An 18,095-nucleotide genomic window follows, 5' to 3' on the forward strand; every position below is an offset into this window, starting at 1 on the left:
AATTTTCTAGTGTAATTTAAAAGTTGATTGAAACTTCATACATAGAGTCATCATAATTTATTCAACCTTCATACAACAATACAATCTTACATTGAACTGCTTTTCATAGTTCGTTTGTATGCGAGGATTTTAACTTAACTTCGTCGGGTAGTTTAGGAACATAGGAGTGAAGGTCATTTTTTCAGCTTCATATATTGGAAAAAAAAATATCGTCGAAACAATTGATGAGTTTGAAATTGGCCTTTCTGTGCGAGATCGGGACGGTGAAACGCATATCAAGGCCTATGTCCAGCACCTAGAGGAACATTGGTGCGGCGTAGGCGTCCGCATTGTCTTTCGTGGTGGCGGTTCATGTGAATTGCAAAGTAGTTTTGGAATCGATCGCTTGGGATACGCACTTGAAACCGATTTCGGTCTGCAGTGCGAGGCAGTTAATGTAATCGGCCGCCTATTGTCAAACCATCTGCCCGCGCAAAACTTTCTTTCTGAGCTAAAGAACCGACTTGATAATAGCCTGACGCGGATTAGACACCGTTGGGCGCATAACGCTGCGAATGGGCATCGAATTGATCGCTTTTCAATCTATTTTTTCGCCTCTCCGAGACTTGTCCTAGCAGCGCCCTCTACGGCAATGGGACGATGGGACATTCTTGGTGTTAAAGAAGGAGAACAAGATCGCAAAGCATTTGAAGACTTCCATAGTCTATACGATGATCCCAAGAAACTTGGACCAGTAACCCAAGAACACTTAAAGGAAATTTCAAGCTTCAGTGGTCATGAGAAGCTCAACCTTTTGAGTGGAACAAAAACGAGCGATTACCATGCGGCATTTAACGCCTTTGAAAAGACACGAAGATACAAGACCTACGGACATACCGTGTGTTCGGGATATCCTGCGGCTAACGCAACAGCATATGCAGCTCGCTCCGATGGTAGTGATTGGCGCGGCGGCGTGTATTTCGAAAATGGCGATTACGCATCAGTTAGGTGCGGGGGCCACTATTTCGTCTTGAGATCTCGTATTCACGAAGCAAATCTCAATTTTGAGATCGATTGGTCGTCGAAACTTAACAAGTTTGTTTTTTTGGGAGGGAACAACTCGAATAGTTCCCAGGGTCTCTCTGGAGGCTTTACTAACAAAGACCGCTTTGTATCCCTCGAAAGCATGCATACAGCCTTCAGAGCACTTCTGGAAAGAGTTATTGCACTCGATCCTGACTGGCCTATCTGGCTGGAGGAGATGTTTGTTGGGCCCTTTGATCCTAAACATCCGGTCCTAGAAGGACTGGGGGTGCCCTTAAGACATCAAAACATGGTCGGAACGCTCATCGATAAAGGCTATAGCTCGCTAAAGAAAAAGACTGAGAACTTCGCAGCAAAAAAAGTAAAGATAGCAGCGGAAAAACAAGCCGCTATCGACTTGCCCAGCCAAATTGCTGACGGTGCGGTATTTGGAGATTTCAACACAGAGGGCCTGAAATTCTTCGAACAAGCTGAAATCAAAGGTAATGCCAGATTGTTTATGGCACAAACGGTTAGTAGTCGAAGTGCCAAGCGCCGCAGACGAGCGATGATCCCATACATGGGTGCAGACAACAGCCTACCTCTGACACCAAAGCATGTATCGCGTATGCTGTTATACAATAGTCCTAAGGCTCTACTCTTGATGCCGAACAACATGCTTGGTGTCGAGCGTCGGGATCTGCTTGAAGCTGCCTTTCGTACATACTTCGAATTACCAGCTGGAGCTGAGAATCCGTTTCTTAAAGGGGATGAGAGTATTCTCTATCTCGATGTTGAAGGTTGTGGAGATGAGGCCATACAGATACGTGTCACGCGAGTGGAAAAGTCTGGCGGCTACGATTTCGTGGCATTCTCCGTTGTTGAGAATAGTCATTCGCTACGCTTTTATGGCGTCAAAAGAAGCGGAGCCGGTTTATCCATACTAACCACGCCAAATGGCCGACAATCCTACTTGCGGCCTTCCTACTTCAATGGAAAAAGCGATTTGCCACCTCGGGAAAAAGCGTGGCTTGAGGCTGGTATCCGACGTGCCTTCCCTCTGAAGCCAAGTCAGGTTGATGAAGTACTTGCTATCCTTGAGAAAGAATGGATTGCCCTGTCAAAGATCTATCCGGGGTGTCCAGAAGAACAAGTACTAAGGAGTGTCTCCTAGATGGCAATCAACGCGATGACCGTAAGCGCAGGTCGTGCACTTGAGGTACTGAAATCTGCTTGGGATATGCAGCTAAATACAGGCAAAGCTTTTTCCTGGATGATGCATGGCCCCCCCGGCGTAGGAAAAACACAGGTTGCGGAAGCGCTCGCCTGCTATGTTGGCGGTAAACTTTACGATGTGCGTTTGACCCAGATCGACACGGCTGATTTGCGCGGTTTACCCTATTATGATCACCAAAGCCGCACCACCCAGTGGTACCGCCCCGAAGATCTTCCACGCTGTGAGACCCCTGCGGTGTTGTTTCTGGACGAAATCACAGCTGCGTCCCCCTTGCTCCAACCCACAGTGTATGGTCTCTTGCAGGAACGCCGCGTTGGTGTGCATGTTATCCCAGATCAAACTTTGATAATTGCCGCTGGCAACACTGTTGATGATGGTGCCATTGCCTATGAAATGGGCTCTGCAATTTCAGATCGTCTGATTCATATGATAGTACAGGCTGAACCCGAGGACTGGTTGAAGAGCTTCGCACTTAAAAGCGGACTTCACCCGGCAGTCCCCGCCTTTATTAAATCCCGTCCCGACTTACTAGAGACCCTTTCTGCCTCTATGCAAGCAGAGCATATGATAGCCGCTACACCGCGATCTTGGGAACGTGTCAGTCATATTATGACCCATGTTGCCGATCGGCAGAACCGTATGGTCATGGTAGCTGGTGCCGTGGGAACTGCCGTGGCGAGCGAGTTTCTTCGCGCCGCTGATGACATCGAAGCCAGCGTCACTATTGAAGCGCTTGTTGAGGCTCCCCGTAAATCCCGAGCACCTCTTTATCCCAACACCTTACACGGACTTAATGCGCTGATATTTGGATTGGTGGGCTACTTGAACGACAAAAACATCGACGCAGTGATCGAGTGCACTCTAGACATTGGTGAACTGCAAATACTGAACCCGAAATCTGTTGAGCTGAAAAAAATTCCTTTGCGGGAGATAGCAACAGCTGGATTTGAAATGATCATTGAGACTAGTCTACAGAAGGGGCTGGCCGACCATATTCTCTCAAATCCTGCTTATCATGATCATCAAAAAAAACGTGAAGCACAAGGGTTGGCGTGACAATGTCAACTTACCACTCCCAGCGCGCGACTGCTGCGCTTCAGAAGCTTATCGAGTTTGATCCTACCTTCGGCTCCCTGTCTCTTTGGTGCTTGCACCGGGATGCCACTGCTGAAGAAACCCTCATTGTAATGCGAGATGCTCAAGGAGAAGCATCTATCGCGTCAGTCAGGTACGAAATAGCGCCAGCCTATACAGATGGCAGGGTGATCTATTATGGCTCCCAATTCGAGAGATGGAATCTCGAAGAACAAATGGCAGTGTGCGCCCATGAGATCTTGCATATCGCTTTTCAGCATATACCACGAGCACGCAAACTCTTATCGCGCTTTGGTACTCAGTATTCCCGCCAGATCTTCAACATTGCTGCAGATGCCCTCATTAATGAGAGTCTGACACAAGCCGGTTATCGATTACCACAGCCACATGTATCATTGAATGCTATTCTGAAGGATGTTCTCCATTCTAATCAGAGAGCAGATGCGGCCCTAGCCACGCTGGATGTTGAAAGCCTCTATGTCCAGCTTTTTGATATTTCTGAAAAAGGAGGAAAGCAGGCACTCGCTCTCAATGTACTCTCATCCAGACTAGCTCCGGATGTTTCAGCTGATGGCAAACTTAGCGCTGAAGATGAGTTGTCCTCCGCCGAATGGCAGCAAAGACTTGATCGTGCTCTTAGATCGGGGGCAAGTGCAGGCAGAGGTCTTGGTTCGATCAGCACTAGGTTAGGCGATATTCCGAAATCCTTTACGCCATGGGAAGTGATCTTGCGTCGCATGGTAACAAAGATGGTAACTTACATGCCTCAATATCGCTTTGAGGCACCCACAAGGAGATGGCTTGCATTAGACGCAGAAGCCCAAAAGACCGGCCATTGGTCACCAGCTTTCGAGCCAGGTAGACGTAAAGCCCTCGCCAAACGCGGAAAGGTCACTGTTTGCGTAGATGTTTCAGGCTCAATCTCGCAATCAATACTGGCACGATTTGCCAGTGAAATTGAGGGTATTTCTCGTCGTACCGGCGCTGAAATTATTCTGATCATCTTTGACCATGGTATCCAACTGATCCATGAGCTTACAAAACACAATTTGCTTGAAGAGTTGAATGGCCTAGATTTCCATTCTGGAGGTGGCACATCCTTTAAAGAGCCGATAGAAGAAGCTCTCAAACATGATCCTTCGATCATTGTGGTTCTAACTGACCTAGTCGGTCAGTTTGGTCCTAAACCGGGACGCACTCCGGTGGTTTGGGCATGTTGTCACGGTAATACTGAAACTGTACCATTTGGACGCGTAATTTATTTGTCTCGATAAAGTGGCAACAAAGATATCTCCTCTCCACTGTTTTCAATGCGCTTCTTGGTAGTTCGATCTTTCAGCAACACAACATAGTTCGCAACCGCCCGAAACGCGTTTCGTGACTTCAATAAATGGGGATTTTACGAGTAGCGACGTTACTGCAGATCGTCCTAATTTTTTGGACGTGTTTTAGCTTTGTAAGCTTCGAACTAACACGAATGGCAGGTGAGATTGCTACGAACCAGCCTCATGTGCGGATCAACCGATCTACTCGCTAAGGTACTCAGAAGCATCTCCCAGCAGCCTACAGCAACCTATGAGTGAAACACGCGAATGTCGGGTTTTGAGCCTCTGTGTCGGTTATGAACTGCTGTTTACCGATGTTTTCGCAGTTGCAGCGAAGGTCGGCTTTGTCTGCACTGGTGCCCCTGAGTATCTGTGTCGCAACCGGCAAGGTGTTATCAGAAGGCTCCGAAGCGAAATCGACTAGCGGTTGAGAGCAAGTTGAGAAGGCTTACAATCCATATGAGCGTCAATGTCCGCAAATGGTCAGGTGTGTTGCTGATAACCCATGACCGCAACGTGGCCGCGATTGCAAACACAAATATTGAGTTGGATGACAGTGCTACTTTGGAAAACAGTTAGGATTGGATTTGAAAGAGAACCGGGCTTGCGAACCTGCGCACCTGAAGTGCGCACTTAGGCCGCGCACCCAAACCTTAAGGTTCGCACTCCCAGAGTGAGCTTTCGGAGTAAAGTATTATGATTGAAGTATTTATCTTTCAATGAGTTAAATGGCATTGTTGCGTTGCAGCGTATCTGTGCTGCTGTGTGCGAACTGCGAACCCAGAGTGCGCACCCAAAATCCAAAGGTTCGCACTTTGAATTGGTTTTCCTGACTTCTGACGTAATTTCATAAAGACTATTATTCAATAAGTTAGAGAGATAATATCGCATTGCGGTACTTCCATGGCCTTTAGGTGCGAACCGCGAACCCAAAGTGCGAACCCAAAATTTTCCTCTGTAACTGGCGATCTGGGGCGCAAAGCCCCACCGCATACGATTGCGGCTTGGAAGGACCCAAAAGCCGGGGTCGCGGATGCATGGTATGGGATTGTGCCGAGGATATTGCACGGCTTGACTGCGGCTGGAGGAGGAGGCCGCAGCGTTGCCGAGCATAGCGATAACCTGCCCGAACCAGCCTGTTTCTGTCGCGCCAGAAGTGCAGGGTCATTTGTTGGGGAGTGCGGGGCAAGGCAGCTGAACCCAGCCCAACGCGGTTACGAGACGAAAGCAGGCGGGACTGGACGACACCGGCAAGCAAGGCGCCTCTTGTTTTTAAGCATGCACCGGCCACATTCAGCATGCACCAAGATACACACGAGATTAGCGGTATGACACCTATAAGCCCTTGATTGTGCGTATGGGTATGGCTTTGTGCGGTACCGGGATAGGCGCGAGTAGGCCATGTGTAGGAGACACAAGCGACAAGAGGAGCAAGCGCCATGCACGTGAACTACATCTACACCGAACACCCCCAATGGGGGACGGAAATCCTACGCTACACAAACGAGGAAATGCGCGAGGTCTTCGGTGACAAGCTCACTGAGGAAATCTGGGCCGGCAAGATTATCCTGCACAAGGGCGGTGCCTACCTGGACATGCTGTCAGCCGTGCGCGAAAAGCTGGCAGCAGAAATCGAAGCCTAAACCACACAAGACTGGGAAGAAGACTAGCCCCGCCACAAGTGCGGGGTAGGGATCGTGAAAGATGGGCAAAGTGCCTGTCCCTAACGGAGGAAGGGCTTATGAGAACCAGTACAATCAGGATTGTAGTACAGCAGCTACCCAGAGCGGGGTTTGACGAACACAGGTCTTATGAGGCGTGCGACCCAATCGCCTCCGAGCTAGACGACAAGGCCGCTGTTAAGGCCCGAGTAAATGCAGACAGCATGACCCTAACAGTAGAAGTGAACACCGACCAGCTCCTCGACGCAGCGACCACACTTCGAGAGCTTGGTCTGATTTGAACCAACTGGTTGTCAGTGCATGGATTATAACCCCGCCTCAGCGCGGGGTTTGCTGGTTGGCAAGATTGGATTAGCCAGAAGATTCGTTTGTGGTAAAGGAGGCCAGTACACCCCTTCCCGGTCTATGGGTTTAGTTATTGTGAGCGCAGAAGTTCATCATTTTTTCACCACGAGTCATTGGGTGTGGGCTGCACTCCTCACATTATGAGCTTGTGCTCGTCTCTTGGATGTCAGTGTAAACACCAAGGAAATAGAGATGATAATGCAAAGGCTTGAACTTGCACAAAGAATAATGAGTGACTTTATTAGAACCAAATCAGAAGCTGAGCTACCGGTCTCAATGTGTTTTGTAGATACCGGGGTGCAAGAGCTGGTTATTGGCTTGGATTTGAAGCGTAAGATGAAACATGAAGAGCTTATTGCTAGGGTTCAATGTTTGATTGGGAAAACACCAATACGGTTGGAGGCAGTTTCGCCTCAGAGGATGAGCCACAATAATCAACTTCAGGTTCGTCCGGTTCAAGGTGCTCTACAAATGGAAGGTGCTGACCGAGGTATTGGAACGATTACTGCACCTTGTACAATTATTGAAGATTTTGGTTTTCTTGTTTCCGGACATGTTGCAAAGGAAGTCGATCAGGCCATTTATCAGACTGGCTCTCCTGATGAGATCGGAACAGTAGCGTTCATATCAGACTACATGAATGGCTCGTGCGATGCTGCATGGGTTCTTGCCAATGAAGCGGGTAAAGAACTTTTCAGCCAAGGTATCATTTGGAGAAAAGGTGGGACAATTGACAACCCAAACTTCTTTGCAATTGATGAAGTATGGTCTTCCGAAAAATACGAGATCGGTCAAAACGTATTTATGGCAGGGTCAAATATTGAAGATGTAAAGGAAGGAGTAGTTTTGGGGAAAGACGCGACTGTGAGATTTTCGGATGGTGGCACGCTTACCAACCAAGTGATCACTTCTTACTCGACAACTCCAGGTGATAGTGGAGCGCCGGTTTTCGTACCGCTTAGTTCAAGCCGGTCAAACAAGAAAGTCGCATTTCTTGGCATTAATGCCGGGATCACAGATCCTGATAACCCTCCTTTAGATCTAAAGAAAGGTAGCTATGGTGTATTTTCTCCCTGGGAAGCCATTCAGTATAATATAGGCATTACAGATGGTGATATCATTACTCCTTGGGAGGTATAGATATACGTCTAAAAGCTTGAGAGGCACTGCGCCTCCCAAGCCAGAATATTCCATGAGAGGCAGGACCTCTCGGTATTCCATATTTTTTAGTCTTTTGAGACTTCCAGTGCGCAAGGATCAAGCAGTTCGGAGATCCTCTCGCTACTTGCCTGCGCATTTTCTATGTGATTGCGCACAGTATCAAACAGCGTCAGCAACGCTTCATATTCCTGGGTATGCTCCATGCGCTCGCTCATCACCACGCTCATGGAATAAACTAGATTTTTGAGGTGGTTGGTCGATAGTCGAAGCTGATCCACTTCATTGCGAAGGGACGTATGGGCACTACTCTTTTTACCAGTTTCAGTCATCATAAAGCCCTCTCTACTGGGGTGTTAAATGAACCACTCAGCAGAAGGCTTGTGACAACCCACTGGTGAGCGGGAGGTTCACAACCTGGTAGAGTCAGGCGGGTTTATTCCCCCGCGAAGGGGTATTGTATTCACCGCCCTCCCGCCCATAAGCGAGAGTTTGCGTAAGGAGGGCTAACTCCAAACACAAATTGACCGCCGAAATAACGGCAGCGGTGACCGCTACTTGTGAGAGGTTTCGACGCCTCAAGATGACCATGCGATGATTGGCGCAAGGTGTCAATGCAAGGAAACCGAATTCCTCCACAAACCCATAGCATTAGCCGGTCATGAATGTAGAGGGTAGAAGTGCCGGTGACTTCACCTTCACCTGTTTATAGCGCGTTGTATGGTGAGAACTGCCGCCACAGCACGGCGATGAGCGGTAGAACGGGTCAGCCCGACTTGAATGCAGATGGGTCGCCAGCGGAAACCTTCTGCCCGCATCCAGAGTATTTTCCGGTCATCAGGCTCAGAGATGTATCGTAGCCAATCGATGGCTTCTTCCATGTGCTGAATGTCTTTGGCGCTGGGCACCGCCCGGATTTGGGTTTTGTTGTAGCCATACGCCTCATGAACATCATGGATGACTTGCGGCCAGATGTTGCCATCCCGCCGTGGTGTAGATCTTGGCGGATTTGGAAGCCGTCGTAATGTGCTGGCCGCAAGTTCAAGCCGGTCGACGATCTGGGTGGTGGTGAGCGCCATACGATCCTCTAGGTGGATGCTTTTGAGGTGACTTGCGCTTCCAATACGCTGTGCAGCACACGGATGTGGAAGTCCCGCGCTGCCATGATGAGCTCAGTAAGGGCAATCAGTTGGCCAGGTGTGGGAGCGATCGTTTTGGAACTGCGCCGCCAGGCCTGACAGGTAGCGAAGATCACATCGGTTGGATAGCTGCCCAGATCCTGGATCCAATCTTCAATCAGCTGTGTGATGGCCTCTGGTGAGAGCCGTTTTTGCGGATAGTGGTTGAGAAGCTGACCAACAGCCAGGCTCACTGGTTTTGACCCACCAGGTGCGTTGGCCTGTGTGAGTGTGCTGAGCAGTTGCTCCAGTTCCTCAATCTCTTGAGCCGTTCTTGGTGTTGGTCGTCGTTCTGGCCGGGAGACTATCAGCTGCTGTAACAGCCTCATCCCAGGCTCTCTGCCAAACATGGGAAATGGATTTTTTGCGTTTGGAGGGTTCATGGGATCGAACAGATTGCTCATGGGATTTCTCCTTGGCTGGTCTTTGAGGTTTTGCCCGATGTTGCTCACAGGTCGGGTTTTGGGGGTAAGGGGGAAAAGGTTCTTTTGATGGTTCTAAATGACGGTTCAAGGGGGCACCACGTGCCGGTTGGTGCGGCACCACGTGCCGGTTGTTGGCAGGGCCTTCCGGCACACCATGCCGCTTGTGTGTTCTCGGTTTGGTCACCTCCAGATTTTCTAGCGCAGGATGGTCATTTTGATCGGGAATGGCCCTGCGCCCGTCAAAGCCAGTAAGGACGAAAATGTCGGACCTGCGAGAGCCATTGGCACGGCGACGTTGGTAGCGGGTGATCAGACCCAGCGCTTCCAGATCATTCAGGCAATTGCGCAGCTTGCGCTCCGAGCAGCAGCAGGCCTCCTGTAGCGTGGCTTGCGAGGGCCAGCACAGACCGTACTCATCTGCAAAGTTGGCGATGGTGATGAGTATAAACTTCTCGATTGGATCGGTGATGTCGCTCCGCCCGTAGGCCCAGGTGATGGCTTGAACGCTCATAGGTTTGAAATCCTGTTCTCTCGGATTTCCTTTTGCTTGAGCCATTCAATGACAGAGGTGCGGCGATAAAACACCCGGCGCCCAGTACGCACACACGGCGGACCAATGCGCATGGTCTGCCAACGGCCCAGCGTGTCGACACAAACGCCAAGCTCTTTGGCCAGCTCAGCGCGGGTCATCCAACCATCGAGGATGGCCTTAGGTTCTGTTTGTTCAAGTTCCAGGGTAGGGACGTTGTCTTCCATGTGCTCCTCCAAAGCAGAACCGCTCGGGTTCAAACAGTTTGCGGAAAAGCTAAGCATGGAAGGCCAATAGGCGCGTAGGCGTTGATGGGCGTTCATAGGCGTTCAAACGCCTGGGCATTGCCTATTGAGGCGAAGCAGGTTTCTGAATAATGCAGCTCAACATGTGAAAAGAGGCACAAAACTCTTCTCGTTTAAATCATGAGGGTTTGGAATATCCTATAGATATCAATGGGTAGTTTTAGAGTTTCGGGTGCTGCCAAACCTTCCAGTATTTCAAAAGGTTGACGCATTGGTCAAATCAACTTTGTTGAAACAACACAATTGAGAGATTGGCCTGTTGTTAGCCGGTAAAGGTCTTAAGTTTTGCTGGAAATAGCCTGACCTAAACAGCAGGCTGAATGCGAACTACATGCGGTGATGTGTTCTTTGATGAGGCCCAATAGAAGCTGGATGCCACAAGGCAGTACTCAAACAGCAGATATTAGACGCAGGTGATTTGCCTCGCGCCTCAACTTTTCTTCTTCATGATGTCTGGGTTGCGAGAGGGGAGGGAAACCAATGACACTGCCATCAAAAGAGTATTTCACTTTAATTGAAGCCGGCGCGCGATGGGGAACTCCATTAGGCACCCTTGCAGGTTGGGCAGAAGTTGGCCGGTTTCGCATTGTCACCAGTACGCCGCATATCGCTTGCGGTGATCGGCGCGTTTTTGGCATGGTGGAGCTGTTTGGATCAGACCTGTTCAAGATGCTGAGCACGACAGGAAAGCGCTCCCGTTGTTGTTTGGTCCAGCGTGTGATCCCGTTTCATCAGGATTGTACTGAGCTGCTTTATGTGACCAAGCCAAAACAAGGCTTGAGGGTCCAGCCCGATGAGCTCTGGATTCCGGCGATTGATCTTTATCGCTTTGAAGAGAAATACGGCCTTGCCCAGCGTGCTAGCAAGGGGGGACGTGAGCCGAAGTATGATTGGGAAGGAATATGGGCGCCGCTTTGCGCGCATATCTTTGCTGAAGGCGTTCTCAAATCCATGCAGGACCTCGCAAATGAAGTGCAGGCCTGGTTTATTGAGGCGTCTCCAACGGGAGAGGCACCTGATATGAGTACCATCCGCCGCCGTATTCGCCCCATTTGGGAGGCACTGAAGAAGGAGCAGGAGAATTAGAGGGAGGTGCTGGTATGTTTGTGCGAGGGCTGGTGGTAACCTGCTGTGCCTGTTGGGATGGTTTTTGTCTTACGTATTCGGCCACCGCATTAACGCTTTCACGTAATGGAGATTCCATCAGATGGGCGTAGCGCTGGGTTGTGCCCATTTGGGTGTGACCCAAGAGCCTGCCGATTACTTCCAGTGAGGCACCACCAGAGACGAGCAGAGATGCAAACGTATGGCGTAGGTCATGAATGCGCACATCGCTGATCTCTGTTTGCTTTAAGATGCCCTGCCAATACCGACGCATTTCATGAACGGGCTTGCCAGTCCCATCTCCCGGAAACAGCCAGGGGCAGTCCTCTGGTACAGTTGTTAACCGCCGTCTCACTAGGTCAGCCACTTCTGCGGAAATAGGCAGGCGATGGGTGCGCTTCTGTTTGGTAGTTGTGGCCCGCTTAAACCACGTGAGCAGTTCAAGATTGAAGTGTTCAAAGCGAGCATGGCGAACTTCTCCAAGGCGGGCGCCAGTTAGCAAGCACAGGCGGATTACATCTGCTCCGCGCTTGTCTTCACTGTTTTCTAGCGCTTCTGAGAGACGGTTGATCTCGTCAAAGGACAGAAACCGCTCACGGGCATTTTCAGGGCGTTTGTGAAATCCTTGAGCGGGGTTATCAGAGCGCATCTTCCATTGAACTGACAGATTAAACATCTTGCGCAGGATCTCACCAAGCCGATTGGCGCGGATTGGTGTCGGGCAAGGGGCAGATCTGCGCAGTAGTTTCTTGGCAGGACGATGGCGTCCAGCAGCCATCTCACGCAAGAGCCTGTTGACGTCTGCTGGAGAAATCTCGCGCACCAACCGATTGCGCCACTGCGGCAGTACCAGTTTGGTCAGCATGGAAATCTGGTCAGAGCGGTTACGGGCGGCAAGCTTGGGCAGATGCTCGTCGATGTAGCGCTCAACCAAATCGCTTATGCGGGGCACAACACGTTCTGCTTCGCGGTTGCCCAGCGGGTCGCACTCCATCTCAATCTCACGGCGGATAGTTTTGGCGCGTTCGCGGGCTGCTACCACGCTCCAAGCGGGCCACATGCCAATGGTGTAACGGCGCTGGCGGCCATTGACACGGTAGGAAAGATTGAACGCTTTGGAACCAGATTTATAGATTACCAGCGCAAAACCCAGGACCTCAGTGTCAAACAATTGATATTGGCGCACGGTGGGTTTTGCAGCGCGTGCTATCTTTTCTGTAAGGCGTTGACGACTAGGCACAATTCACTCCCCCTCACATAACATCCAAGTAATGCGTAGTGTGCCAGCTCTTGCAAGATCGAAGTCTCCTGGTACAGCACATGTACTCGCGGGGAAGCGTAAAGGCAGCTGCCTCTAGGCGTATAGGCGTTCATGGGTGTTAATAGGTGTTGGAAGGAAAAAGTGCTAATGAAAAGAACAATCGAAGTAGCGTTAAATCATGCATGCTTTGGCAAACAGGTACTTTGTTTAAATTTCTGTTTTCACAAAGTTAACTAGTAGATAGGAATATGTAATTTTAGTTGTATTTCAGGTGATCAAATTGCGTCTAAAATGGCTTCGATTGCTGGCACAAAAGCACATTGACCTTGAGATAAGTAACTCACCGAAGCTAAGGACGCGTATTGTCGAACGACCTGGTTTATGGATGACCTCCGCAGAGCTTGGGTTGTTGCGGAATGATCTTCGCTCGATCGCAGCCAAGACGTTGGCTGCTAAAGACCTTAATTATGGTGTCTTCTCTGCAGACTTGAGTGTTTTTGAACATTTGGTCATAACGGTTGTCTACCGAATAGAAGACCATCGGCCCATTGCCTTTAACGCCTTAAGGCTAATGCCCTGCGATTTAGGAGCTGAGAAGCATGAGGTCCTGCATCTTGGATTGGTTATGGTCGACCCCGACGAGCGCAGCCACGGACTATCATGGGTGCTTTATGGGCTAACTTGCTTTCTTCTATTTTTGCGAAACCAGTTCCGTCCCCTATGGGTTTCAAATGTCACACAGGTACCAGCCGTTGTTGGTATGGTGTCTACAACGTTTTCAAAGGTCTATCCAAATCCTGCACGAAAGACCCGTCAAAGCCTGAAGCATCTTTTACTGGGCAGGGCAGTCATGAAACACTATCGCTATGCTTTTGGTGTTGATAATGAAGCAGGCTTTGATGAAATGCGGTCTGTGATTACCGACGCCTATAAAGGTGGGTCAGATAATCTCAAAAAGAGATTTGAAGAGGCTGCACCTCATCGTGATCCTATATTCAATGTCTACTGCCAGACGACACTGGACTATGAGCGCGGCGATGATGTCCTGCAGTTGGGCAAGATTGATCTGGCTGCAGCTCAGAGCTATCTCCGGCATCAGGTTCCACGTAAGTCTTTGCGCTCTCTGCTTACGGCAGTTGGTTTTATCTTGTTACAACGGCTTTTTTTGCCTGTGTTTCACTGGTTTGATACTGCGCGTAGCTGGAAGACATTAAGGCCTTTTGAGAGATGAGTTTACCCTTTTCCTATGATGAATTCACAGGTCGAAACATCGGTTTCCTTACCCCTGATCAGCAAGAGAAATTAGCTAATGCAACCGTTTTTGTTTGCGGTACAGGAGGTATGGGCGGGGCCTGCATCATGTCGCTGGTTCGGGCCGGGGTTGGCAGGCTTATCATTGCTGATCTGGATGGTTTTGAAGTTTCCAACCTGAACAGGCAGCTGTTTGCAACGCTGGATACCATTGACCAGCACAAGGCCGAGGCAACCAAAGAAGCCTGTCTGAAGATCAATCCACAGGTCAGGGTCGATATCCATCGCGAAGATTGGCCAGAGCATATCGATAGTATCATGCACAGTTGTGATGTGGCTGTTAATGGTTGTGATGATCTCGGCGGCTCGCTCCTACTTTATCGAAGTGCTCGCAACCACGGCAAAACCGTGATTGATGCTTATGCGTCCCCGCTGCCTTCTGTTTATGTCACAGCACCCAAAGACCCGATGCCGGAAGAGCGGTTGGACTATCCAACCATTGGGACTGACTGGAATGACTTGACTGATGAGCAGCGAACCCTGTCTTTTCTGCGAGAGGCAGAGCATATTGTTTTGCACTCTTCTTCCCGCAACTATGTTGATGTGAAAATGGCTGGCGAAGTTGCTTCCGGCAAACGCAGCCGCATGTCGTTTGCTCCTATGGTTATTACCACTGGCATGCTGATGAGCTACGAGGTCTTCGCTGTGCTTTTGGGACAGGTCAGTTCAACGGGTTGCAGAGGTTATTTTTTCAATCCTTACAGGGCACGTGTTGAGCATCCAAAACCCATTTGGCAAACCATATTCCTTAGGCCTTTAGTCCGCCGTTTCCTAACAAAGATGCAGGGGACCTAACATGCCTCCGGCCAACCTTCTCGTCGACAGCGTGATATCGATCTCTGCCTTTTTCGGGGCATTTGTGGTGATCATCGTATTGAAACCGCGTGGTGCCCAGGACTATCTTGTGAGCCGTTTTTTGTTTGTGCTCTATCTGGTTGCCGGACTCATGCTTGTGCGTACAATCGACTGGTATACGGGGAGTGCTTTTTTCAAAGTTGCAACACTGATTTTGGCGAGCCTTATTCCATTAAGTATCTTGCTACTTACAGAAGCTCTGTTGCGGCGACACGCACCTCTCTGGAGCAAATGGGTGACAGCTTCAGGGACTGCCCTATTGCTCATTCTCTCAGTTTTTTCGCAGACATTTGTTGGGCCTGTGTCCACTATTGCACTGTTCACGTTTCAGGCTTATGCGTTTGGCCTTGCTGCTTATCTCATTGTAACGCGTGACAAAGCTTCTTTAACGGCAGAAGAAAACAAGACCATCTCGCGCTTTGCTTTGGCTTTGGTTCTTATCCTTCCTTTGCTGATAACGGACTTCCCCCAGCTAAGTTCGCTGTTTCCTGCAAGGCTTGCGGGCATCGCTGTGCTTTTCAGCTGTTGGTTGGTCATGAATTTAAGACGGTCACAGTTCATCCGTTGTGATGCAGTGATCACCTTCGGGGTGACTTTAGCAATAACGTTCGGCGTCACTTGGTGTCTCGGTCAGGTGCTTCCACTTGATGCAAGAACACAGATGCAAGTGGCAAGCATGCTACTTGCCTTCCTGATGCTCTTTACCCTGTTGCTGGAAGCATACTGGTCGTGGACAAATAAGCGAAACCATGGGTTATTGCATCATGTGGTTGGAGGTTCGATCGCGAGCCTGGACAGCTTTTTGCGTTTCAAGCAGGACAATTCTCTATTGGGAAATGCCTTGGTATTGCAGCCGTCAGACCTTGGTGACTTCGATCTGGATTTTCTACGGGAGCTGTTTAGCAATAGCCCAGTCTTACGCAGGCCGGATAACACAACTGATGCCGAGCTGTCAGAGCGGGCCAAAGAACAGATGGACTGGCTCTTCAAGAAGTACGACGCCACCCATATCCTGCTGGTTGGAGAGAACCCATTGCGGTTGCTTGCTCTAAGCCTGCCTCAGATTACCAATTCTTCGGGTGGAGAGTTGGAGTTTGAGGTGTTCCAGCGAACGGCCTACCTGATTTCTCAAAGTGAAAATGTGAAATGATAGAGATTGTTGAGCGTAATCTGCGCTCGTTTTACGAAGTTCCCTTTAATGCGTATGCCGCTTGCAATCCCTACGTCTCACCTATGAAGAGCGATATCCATCGCTTTCTGTCAGTAGACCAAAACCCGCTGTTCGAAAGCGAGAATGATTTCACGTTTTTCACAGCGATTAAAGATGGGCAGCCCATAGGCCGGATTACAGCGCATATCCACCGTGCCTCGCACGCTCTGCACGATCCTGATTTGGCCTATTTCGGCTTTTTCGATACGGTCAATGACAGCGATATCGCAGATCAGTTGCTTTTCAGAGCAGAAAATTGGGCCCGCGGCAGGGGCTTAAAGCGTATTTGTGGCAACTTTAATCTGACAGCCATGCAGCAGATTGGCGTGCAAACACAAGGTTTTGGTAACGCTCCTTACACTGACATGATCTGCGGTCCCTCTTATCTCCCAGATTTGCTTGAGGAAAACGGATATAATCGCACCTTTCCCATGAGTACGTTTGAGCTCGACCTCACTGCCATTGAGGAGGCCCAAATGGGAAGTGCCGAAAAGCAGCAGGCGTTATTGGAGCAAGGTTTTCAGTTTGTCCCGATAACACGTCGCCATCTGACAGAGCGGCTGGAAGAGGCGCGGCAGATACTAAATGAGAGCTTTGCCGATAACCCGATGTTCGTGCCGGTAACAGCAGAAGAGTTTCAGTTTCAGGCCAAAGAGATGAAGTGGATTATTGATCCAAGAATTTCCTGCTTGCTGCATTACAAGGGCGCGCTTGCAGGTGTTGTGATTGCTATTCCTGACCTTAATCCGTTCCTAAAAGATACAAAGTCGCGATTTGGCTGGTCTACACCGTGGCATTTTCTCATGCATCGGATGAAGCGTAAGCGCGCTATCGTTATCTTGCAGGGCGTCCTTCCCCGTTTTCAAAGCATGGGCGTAAACCCGATGATGCTGGCGCATGTCATGACGCAAATGAAACGGGCAGGGTATGAGCGTGCCGGCGGCACATGGATCTCAGAAAGCAATCATGCCAGTTTGCGACAGGTGGAAAAAGCTGGTGGGCAGCCACTTCACGGTCTGCACCTGTTTCAGAAAGAGCTGATTTAGATGGAACATATTCTCACCGCAGATCAGTTCAAGGAGCTGGTTCTACAAGCAAACCTCGCACCTTCCGTTCATAACGTGCAGCCCGCCCGCTGGCGGCGTGCTCCCGGAGGTCGCATTGAAGTCATCGCTGATCTCACGCGTGCACTCCCTGCGGCTGACCCGCATAATCAGGATGTTGCGCTGTCTTGCGGCTGCGCCATTGAAGGTATGTTGATAGCGCTTTCTGCAATCGGCTTAGCTGGATGCGTTGAGAATATGGCCAATCTCTCCGCAGAACGTGGTGACCTAGCTCCTGTGGTGGCGACAATCAAAATAGTGCAGGGCGGGCGTGACTCATTATATCCTTTTATGGCGCAGCGCTACACATGGCGTAGTGCGTTTCAACCCTCACAACCCACTGAGTTGGACGCCTTGCAAAGCTGGGACCACAGGGTATCAGACGCAACTGTAACCACGGACCCGAGCGCAATTGCTATGCTTTCAGTTCTGAATGATAAGGCCAGCCTGCGCTTCATGAGTGAGCCGCGGTATCGTGCCGAGCTGGTCAGCTGGATGCGTTTGCAGAAGCGTCATTCTCGGTATGCGCTGGATGGAATGAACCTTGAAGCCCTGCATATGAGCGTGTTTGAGGGGATTGGCGCTGGGCTGGTGCTAAGCCCTTCTGTCTTCCCGTTTCTGCGTCGCCTTGGGCTTGCTTCAGGCATTGTGAGCGAAGACAAGAAAACTACTAGCGTCAGCGCCATTGCTCTTTTTCACCGGCCGAGAGAAGAAAACCGCATAGTCTCAGGGCGTGCGTTTTATCGGTTCTGGTTGAAGATAACCGAGTTGGGCTTTACGGGTTGGCCCATGGCAGCGCTTGCGGATGATGAGGCCACCAATCAAACCTGCTGCAAACACTTTGGCATTCCTGAGGATCACCAGTTCATCAATGCAATGCGATTAGGCAAGGTCTTTGAGCAACCACAGGTTCGGGCTCGCATTCCGGCAGAGCACCTCATATGGGAGAGCGAGTAAGATAGGAGCCTCT

At 50.0% G+C, this 18,095-nt stretch carries 19 protein-coding genes; 13 read left to right on the forward strand and 6 right to left on the reverse strand.

What is annotated here, in order from left to right; all coding sequences use genetic code 11:
* The first annotated feature begins 166 nt into the window (after nt 1–166).
* From DHN43_RS16125 to DHN43_RS16150, 7 genes are all read left to right on the forward strand, one after another.
* Nucleotides 167–2,176, forward strand: coding sequence for a hypothetical protein (locus tag DHN43_RS16125; protein ID WP_108819280.1), 2,010 nt, complete (start codon nt 167–169; stop codon nt 2,174–2,176).
* Nucleotides 2,177–3,295, forward strand: coding sequence for an ATP-binding protein (locus tag DHN43_RS16130; protein ID WP_108819281.1), 1,119 nt, complete (start codon nt 2,177–2,179; stop codon nt 3,293–3,295).
* Nucleotides 3,296–3,297: 2 nt separating this feature from the next.
* Nucleotides 3,298–4,608: a vWA domain-containing protein gene (locus DHN43_RS16135; protein ID WP_108819282.1), complete on the forward strand. Its 1,311-nt coding sequence runs from the start codon at nt 3,298–3,300 to the stop codon at nt 4,606–4,608.
* 489 nt (nt 4,609–5,097) lie between these two features.
* Nucleotides 5,098–5,238, forward strand: a complete 141-nt coding sequence (locus DHN43_RS27065; protein WP_159096884.1) for a hypothetical protein — start codon at nt 5,098–5,100, stop codon at nt 5,236–5,238.
* Nucleotides 5,239–6,098: 860 nt separating this feature from the next.
* Nucleotides 6,099–6,302 carry a hypothetical protein gene (locus DHN43_RS16140; RefSeq protein ID WP_063317698.1) on the forward strand — a complete coding sequence of 68 codons (204 nt, stop codon included), beginning with the start codon at nt 6,099–6,101 and terminating at the stop codon, nt 6,300–6,302.
* Between the two features lie 98 nt (nt 6,303–6,400).
* Nucleotides 6,401–6,622: a hypothetical protein gene (locus DHN43_RS16145; RefSeq protein WP_108819283.1), complete on the forward strand. Its 222-nt coding sequence runs from the start codon at nt 6,401–6,403 to the stop codon at nt 6,620–6,622.
* Between the two features lie 262 nt (nt 6,623–6,884).
* Nucleotides 6,885–7,826 carry a hypothetical protein gene (locus tag DHN43_RS16150; RefSeq protein WP_159096886.1) on the forward strand — a complete coding sequence of 314 codons (942 nt, stop codon included), beginning with the start codon at nt 6,885–6,887 and terminating at the stop codon, nt 7,824–7,826.
* Nucleotides 7,827–7,912: 86 nt separating this feature from the next.
* On the opposite strand, the gene DHN43_RS16155 is transcribed toward DHN43_RS16150, so the two are convergent.
* The 5 genes from DHN43_RS16155 to DHN43_RS16175 all read right to left on the reverse strand — a co-directional run bounded on the left by DHN43_RS16155 (nt 7,913) and on the right by DHN43_RS16175 (nt 10,203).
* Nucleotides 7,913–8,179, reverse strand: coding sequence for a hypothetical protein (locus DHN43_RS16155; RefSeq protein ID WP_208981971.1), 267 nt, complete (start codon nt 8,177–8,179; stop codon nt 7,913–7,915).
* A gap of 363 nt (nt 8,180–8,542) precedes the next feature.
* Complete coding sequence (locus DHN43_RS16160) at nt 8,543–8,923, reverse strand: DUF6362 family protein (protein WP_108819285.1); 381 nt, start codon at nt 8,921–8,923, stop codon at nt 8,543–8,545.
* 8 nt (nt 8,924–8,931) lie between these two features.
* Nucleotides 8,932–9,351, reverse strand: coding sequence for a hypothetical protein (locus tag DHN43_RS16165; RefSeq protein WP_159096888.1), 420 nt, complete (start codon nt 9,349–9,351; stop codon nt 8,932–8,934).
* A complete protein-coding gene (locus tag DHN43_RS16170) occupies nt 9,278–9,958 on the reverse strand; it encodes a helix-turn-helix domain-containing protein (RefSeq protein ID WP_159096890.1) in 681 nt (226 codons plus the stop codon). Before DHN43_RS16170 ends, DHN43_RS16165 begins: the two co-directional genes overlap by 74 nt.
* A complete protein-coding gene (locus DHN43_RS16175; protein ID WP_108819480.1) occupies nt 9,955–10,203 on the reverse strand; it encodes a helix-turn-helix domain-containing protein in 249 nt (82 codons plus the stop codon). The genes DHN43_RS16170 and DHN43_RS16175 overlap by 4 nt, the downstream gene beginning before the upstream one ends.
* Nucleotides 10,204–10,761: 558 nt before the next feature.
* Between DHN43_RS16175 and DHN43_RS16180 the strand changes: the two genes are divergently transcribed.
* The gene (locus tag DHN43_RS16180) at nt 10,762–11,367 is read left to right on the forward strand and encodes a hypothetical protein (RefSeq protein ID WP_108819288.1); all 606 of its coding nucleotides are present in this window, start codon (nt 10,762–10,764) and stop codon (nt 11,365–11,367) included.
* Here DHN43_RS16180 and DHN43_RS16185 read toward each other — a convergent pair.
* A complete protein-coding gene (locus DHN43_RS16185) occupies nt 11,267–12,625 on the reverse strand; it encodes a tyrosine-type recombinase/integrase (protein WP_108819289.1) in 1,359 nt (452 codons plus the stop codon). The two genes, DHN43_RS16180 and DHN43_RS16185, sit on opposite strands and share 101 nt — an antisense overlap.
* 292 nt (nt 12,626–12,917) lie before the next feature.
* On the opposite strand from DHN43_RS16185, the gene DHN43_RS16190 reads away from it, so the two are divergent.
* From DHN43_RS16190 to DHN43_RS16210, 5 genes are read left to right on the forward strand one after another with little or no spacing between them, the layout of a single operon-like run.
* Complete coding sequence (locus DHN43_RS16190; RefSeq protein WP_199914824.1) at nt 12,918–13,877, forward strand: hypothetical protein; 960 nt, start codon at nt 12,918–12,920, stop codon at nt 13,875–13,877.
* Nucleotides 13,874–14,752 (forward strand): ThiF family adenylyltransferase, encoded by an 879-nt coding sequence (locus DHN43_RS16195; RefSeq protein WP_108819291.1) that lies wholly within the window; start codon nt 13,874–13,876, stop codon nt 14,750–14,752. The genes DHN43_RS16190 and DHN43_RS16195 overlap by 4 nt, the downstream gene beginning before the upstream one ends.
* A 1-nt stretch (nt 14,753) precedes the next feature.
* Nucleotides 14,754–15,962, forward strand: a complete 1,209-nt coding sequence (locus tag DHN43_RS16200) for a hypothetical protein (RefSeq protein WP_108819292.1) — start codon at nt 14,754–14,756, stop codon at nt 15,960–15,962.
* Complete coding sequence (locus DHN43_RS16205) at nt 15,959–17,068, forward strand: GNAT family N-acetyltransferase (protein WP_108819293.1); 1,110 nt, start codon at nt 15,959–15,961, stop codon at nt 17,066–17,068. Before DHN43_RS16200 ends, DHN43_RS16205 begins: the two co-directional genes overlap by 4 nt.
* Nucleotides 17,069–18,082 (forward strand): hypothetical protein, encoded by a 1,014-nt coding sequence (locus DHN43_RS16210; protein WP_108819294.1) that lies wholly within the window; start codon nt 17,069–17,071, stop codon nt 18,080–18,082.
* The last annotated feature ends 13 nt before the right edge of the window (nt 18,083–18,095 follow it).

The organism is Pseudovibrio sp. Alg231-02, from assembly GCF_900143565.1.
Classification (GTDB): domain Bacteria; phylum Pseudomonadota; class Alphaproteobacteria; order Rhizobiales; family Stappiaceae; genus Pseudovibrio.

Bases quoted from the DNA above. Each gene is read 5' to 3' on its own strand.
- DHN43_RS16130 (WP_108819281.1), top strand. From the start codon at position 2,177: ATGGCAATCAACGCGATGACCGTAAGCGCAGGTCGTGCACTTGAGGTA.
- DHN43_RS16135 (WP_108819282.1), top strand. From the start codon at position 3,298: ATGTCAACTTACCACTCCCAGCGCGCGACTGCTGCGCTTCAGAAGCTT.
- DHN43_RS16140 (WP_063317698.1), top strand. From the start codon at position 6,099: ATGCACGTGAACTACATCTACACCGAACACCCCCAATGGGGGACGGAA.
- DHN43_RS16145 (WP_108819283.1), top strand. From the start codon at position 6,401: ATGAGAACCAGTACAATCAGGATTGTAGTACAGCAGCTACCCAGAGCG.
- DHN43_RS16150 (WP_159096886.1), top strand. From the start codon at position 6,885: ATGCAAAGGCTTGAACTTGCACAAAGAATAATGAGTGACTTTATTAGA.
- DHN43_RS16155 (WP_208981971.1), bottom strand. From the start codon at position 8,179: ATGATGACTGAAACTGGTAAAAAGAGTAGTGCCCATACGTCCCTTCGC.
- DHN43_RS16160 (WP_108819285.1), bottom strand. From the start codon at position 8,923: ATGGCGCTCACCACCACCCAGATCGTCGACCGGCTTGAACTTGCGGCC.
- DHN43_RS16165 (WP_159096888.1), bottom strand. From the start codon at position 9,351: ATGAGGCTGTTACAGCAGCTGATAGTCTCCCGGCCAGAACGACGACCA.
- DHN43_RS16170 (WP_159096890.1), bottom strand. From the start codon at position 9,958: ATGAGCGTTCAAGCCATCACCTGGGCCTACGGGCGGAGCGACATCACC.
- DHN43_RS16175 (WP_108819480.1), bottom strand. From the start codon at position 10,203: ATGGAAGACAACGTCCCTACCCTGGAACTTGAACAAACAGAACCTAAG.
- DHN43_RS16180 (WP_108819288.1), top strand. From the start codon at position 10,762: ATGACACTGCCATCAAAAGAGTATTTCACTTTAATTGAAGCCGGCGCG.
- DHN43_RS16195 (WP_108819291.1), top strand. From the start codon at position 13,874: ATGAGTTTACCCTTTTCCTATGATGAATTCACAGGTCGAAACATCGGT.
- DHN43_RS16200 (WP_108819292.1), top strand. From the start codon at position 14,754: ATGCCTCCGGCCAACCTTCTCGTCGACAGCGTGATATCGATCTCTGCC.
- DHN43_RS16205 (WP_108819293.1), top strand. From the start codon at position 15,959: ATGATAGAGATTGTTGAGCGTAATCTGCGCTCGTTTTACGAAGTTCCC.
- DHN43_RS16210 (WP_108819294.1), top strand. From the start codon at position 17,069: ATGGAACATATTCTCACCGCAGATCAGTTCAAGGAGCTGGTTCTACAA.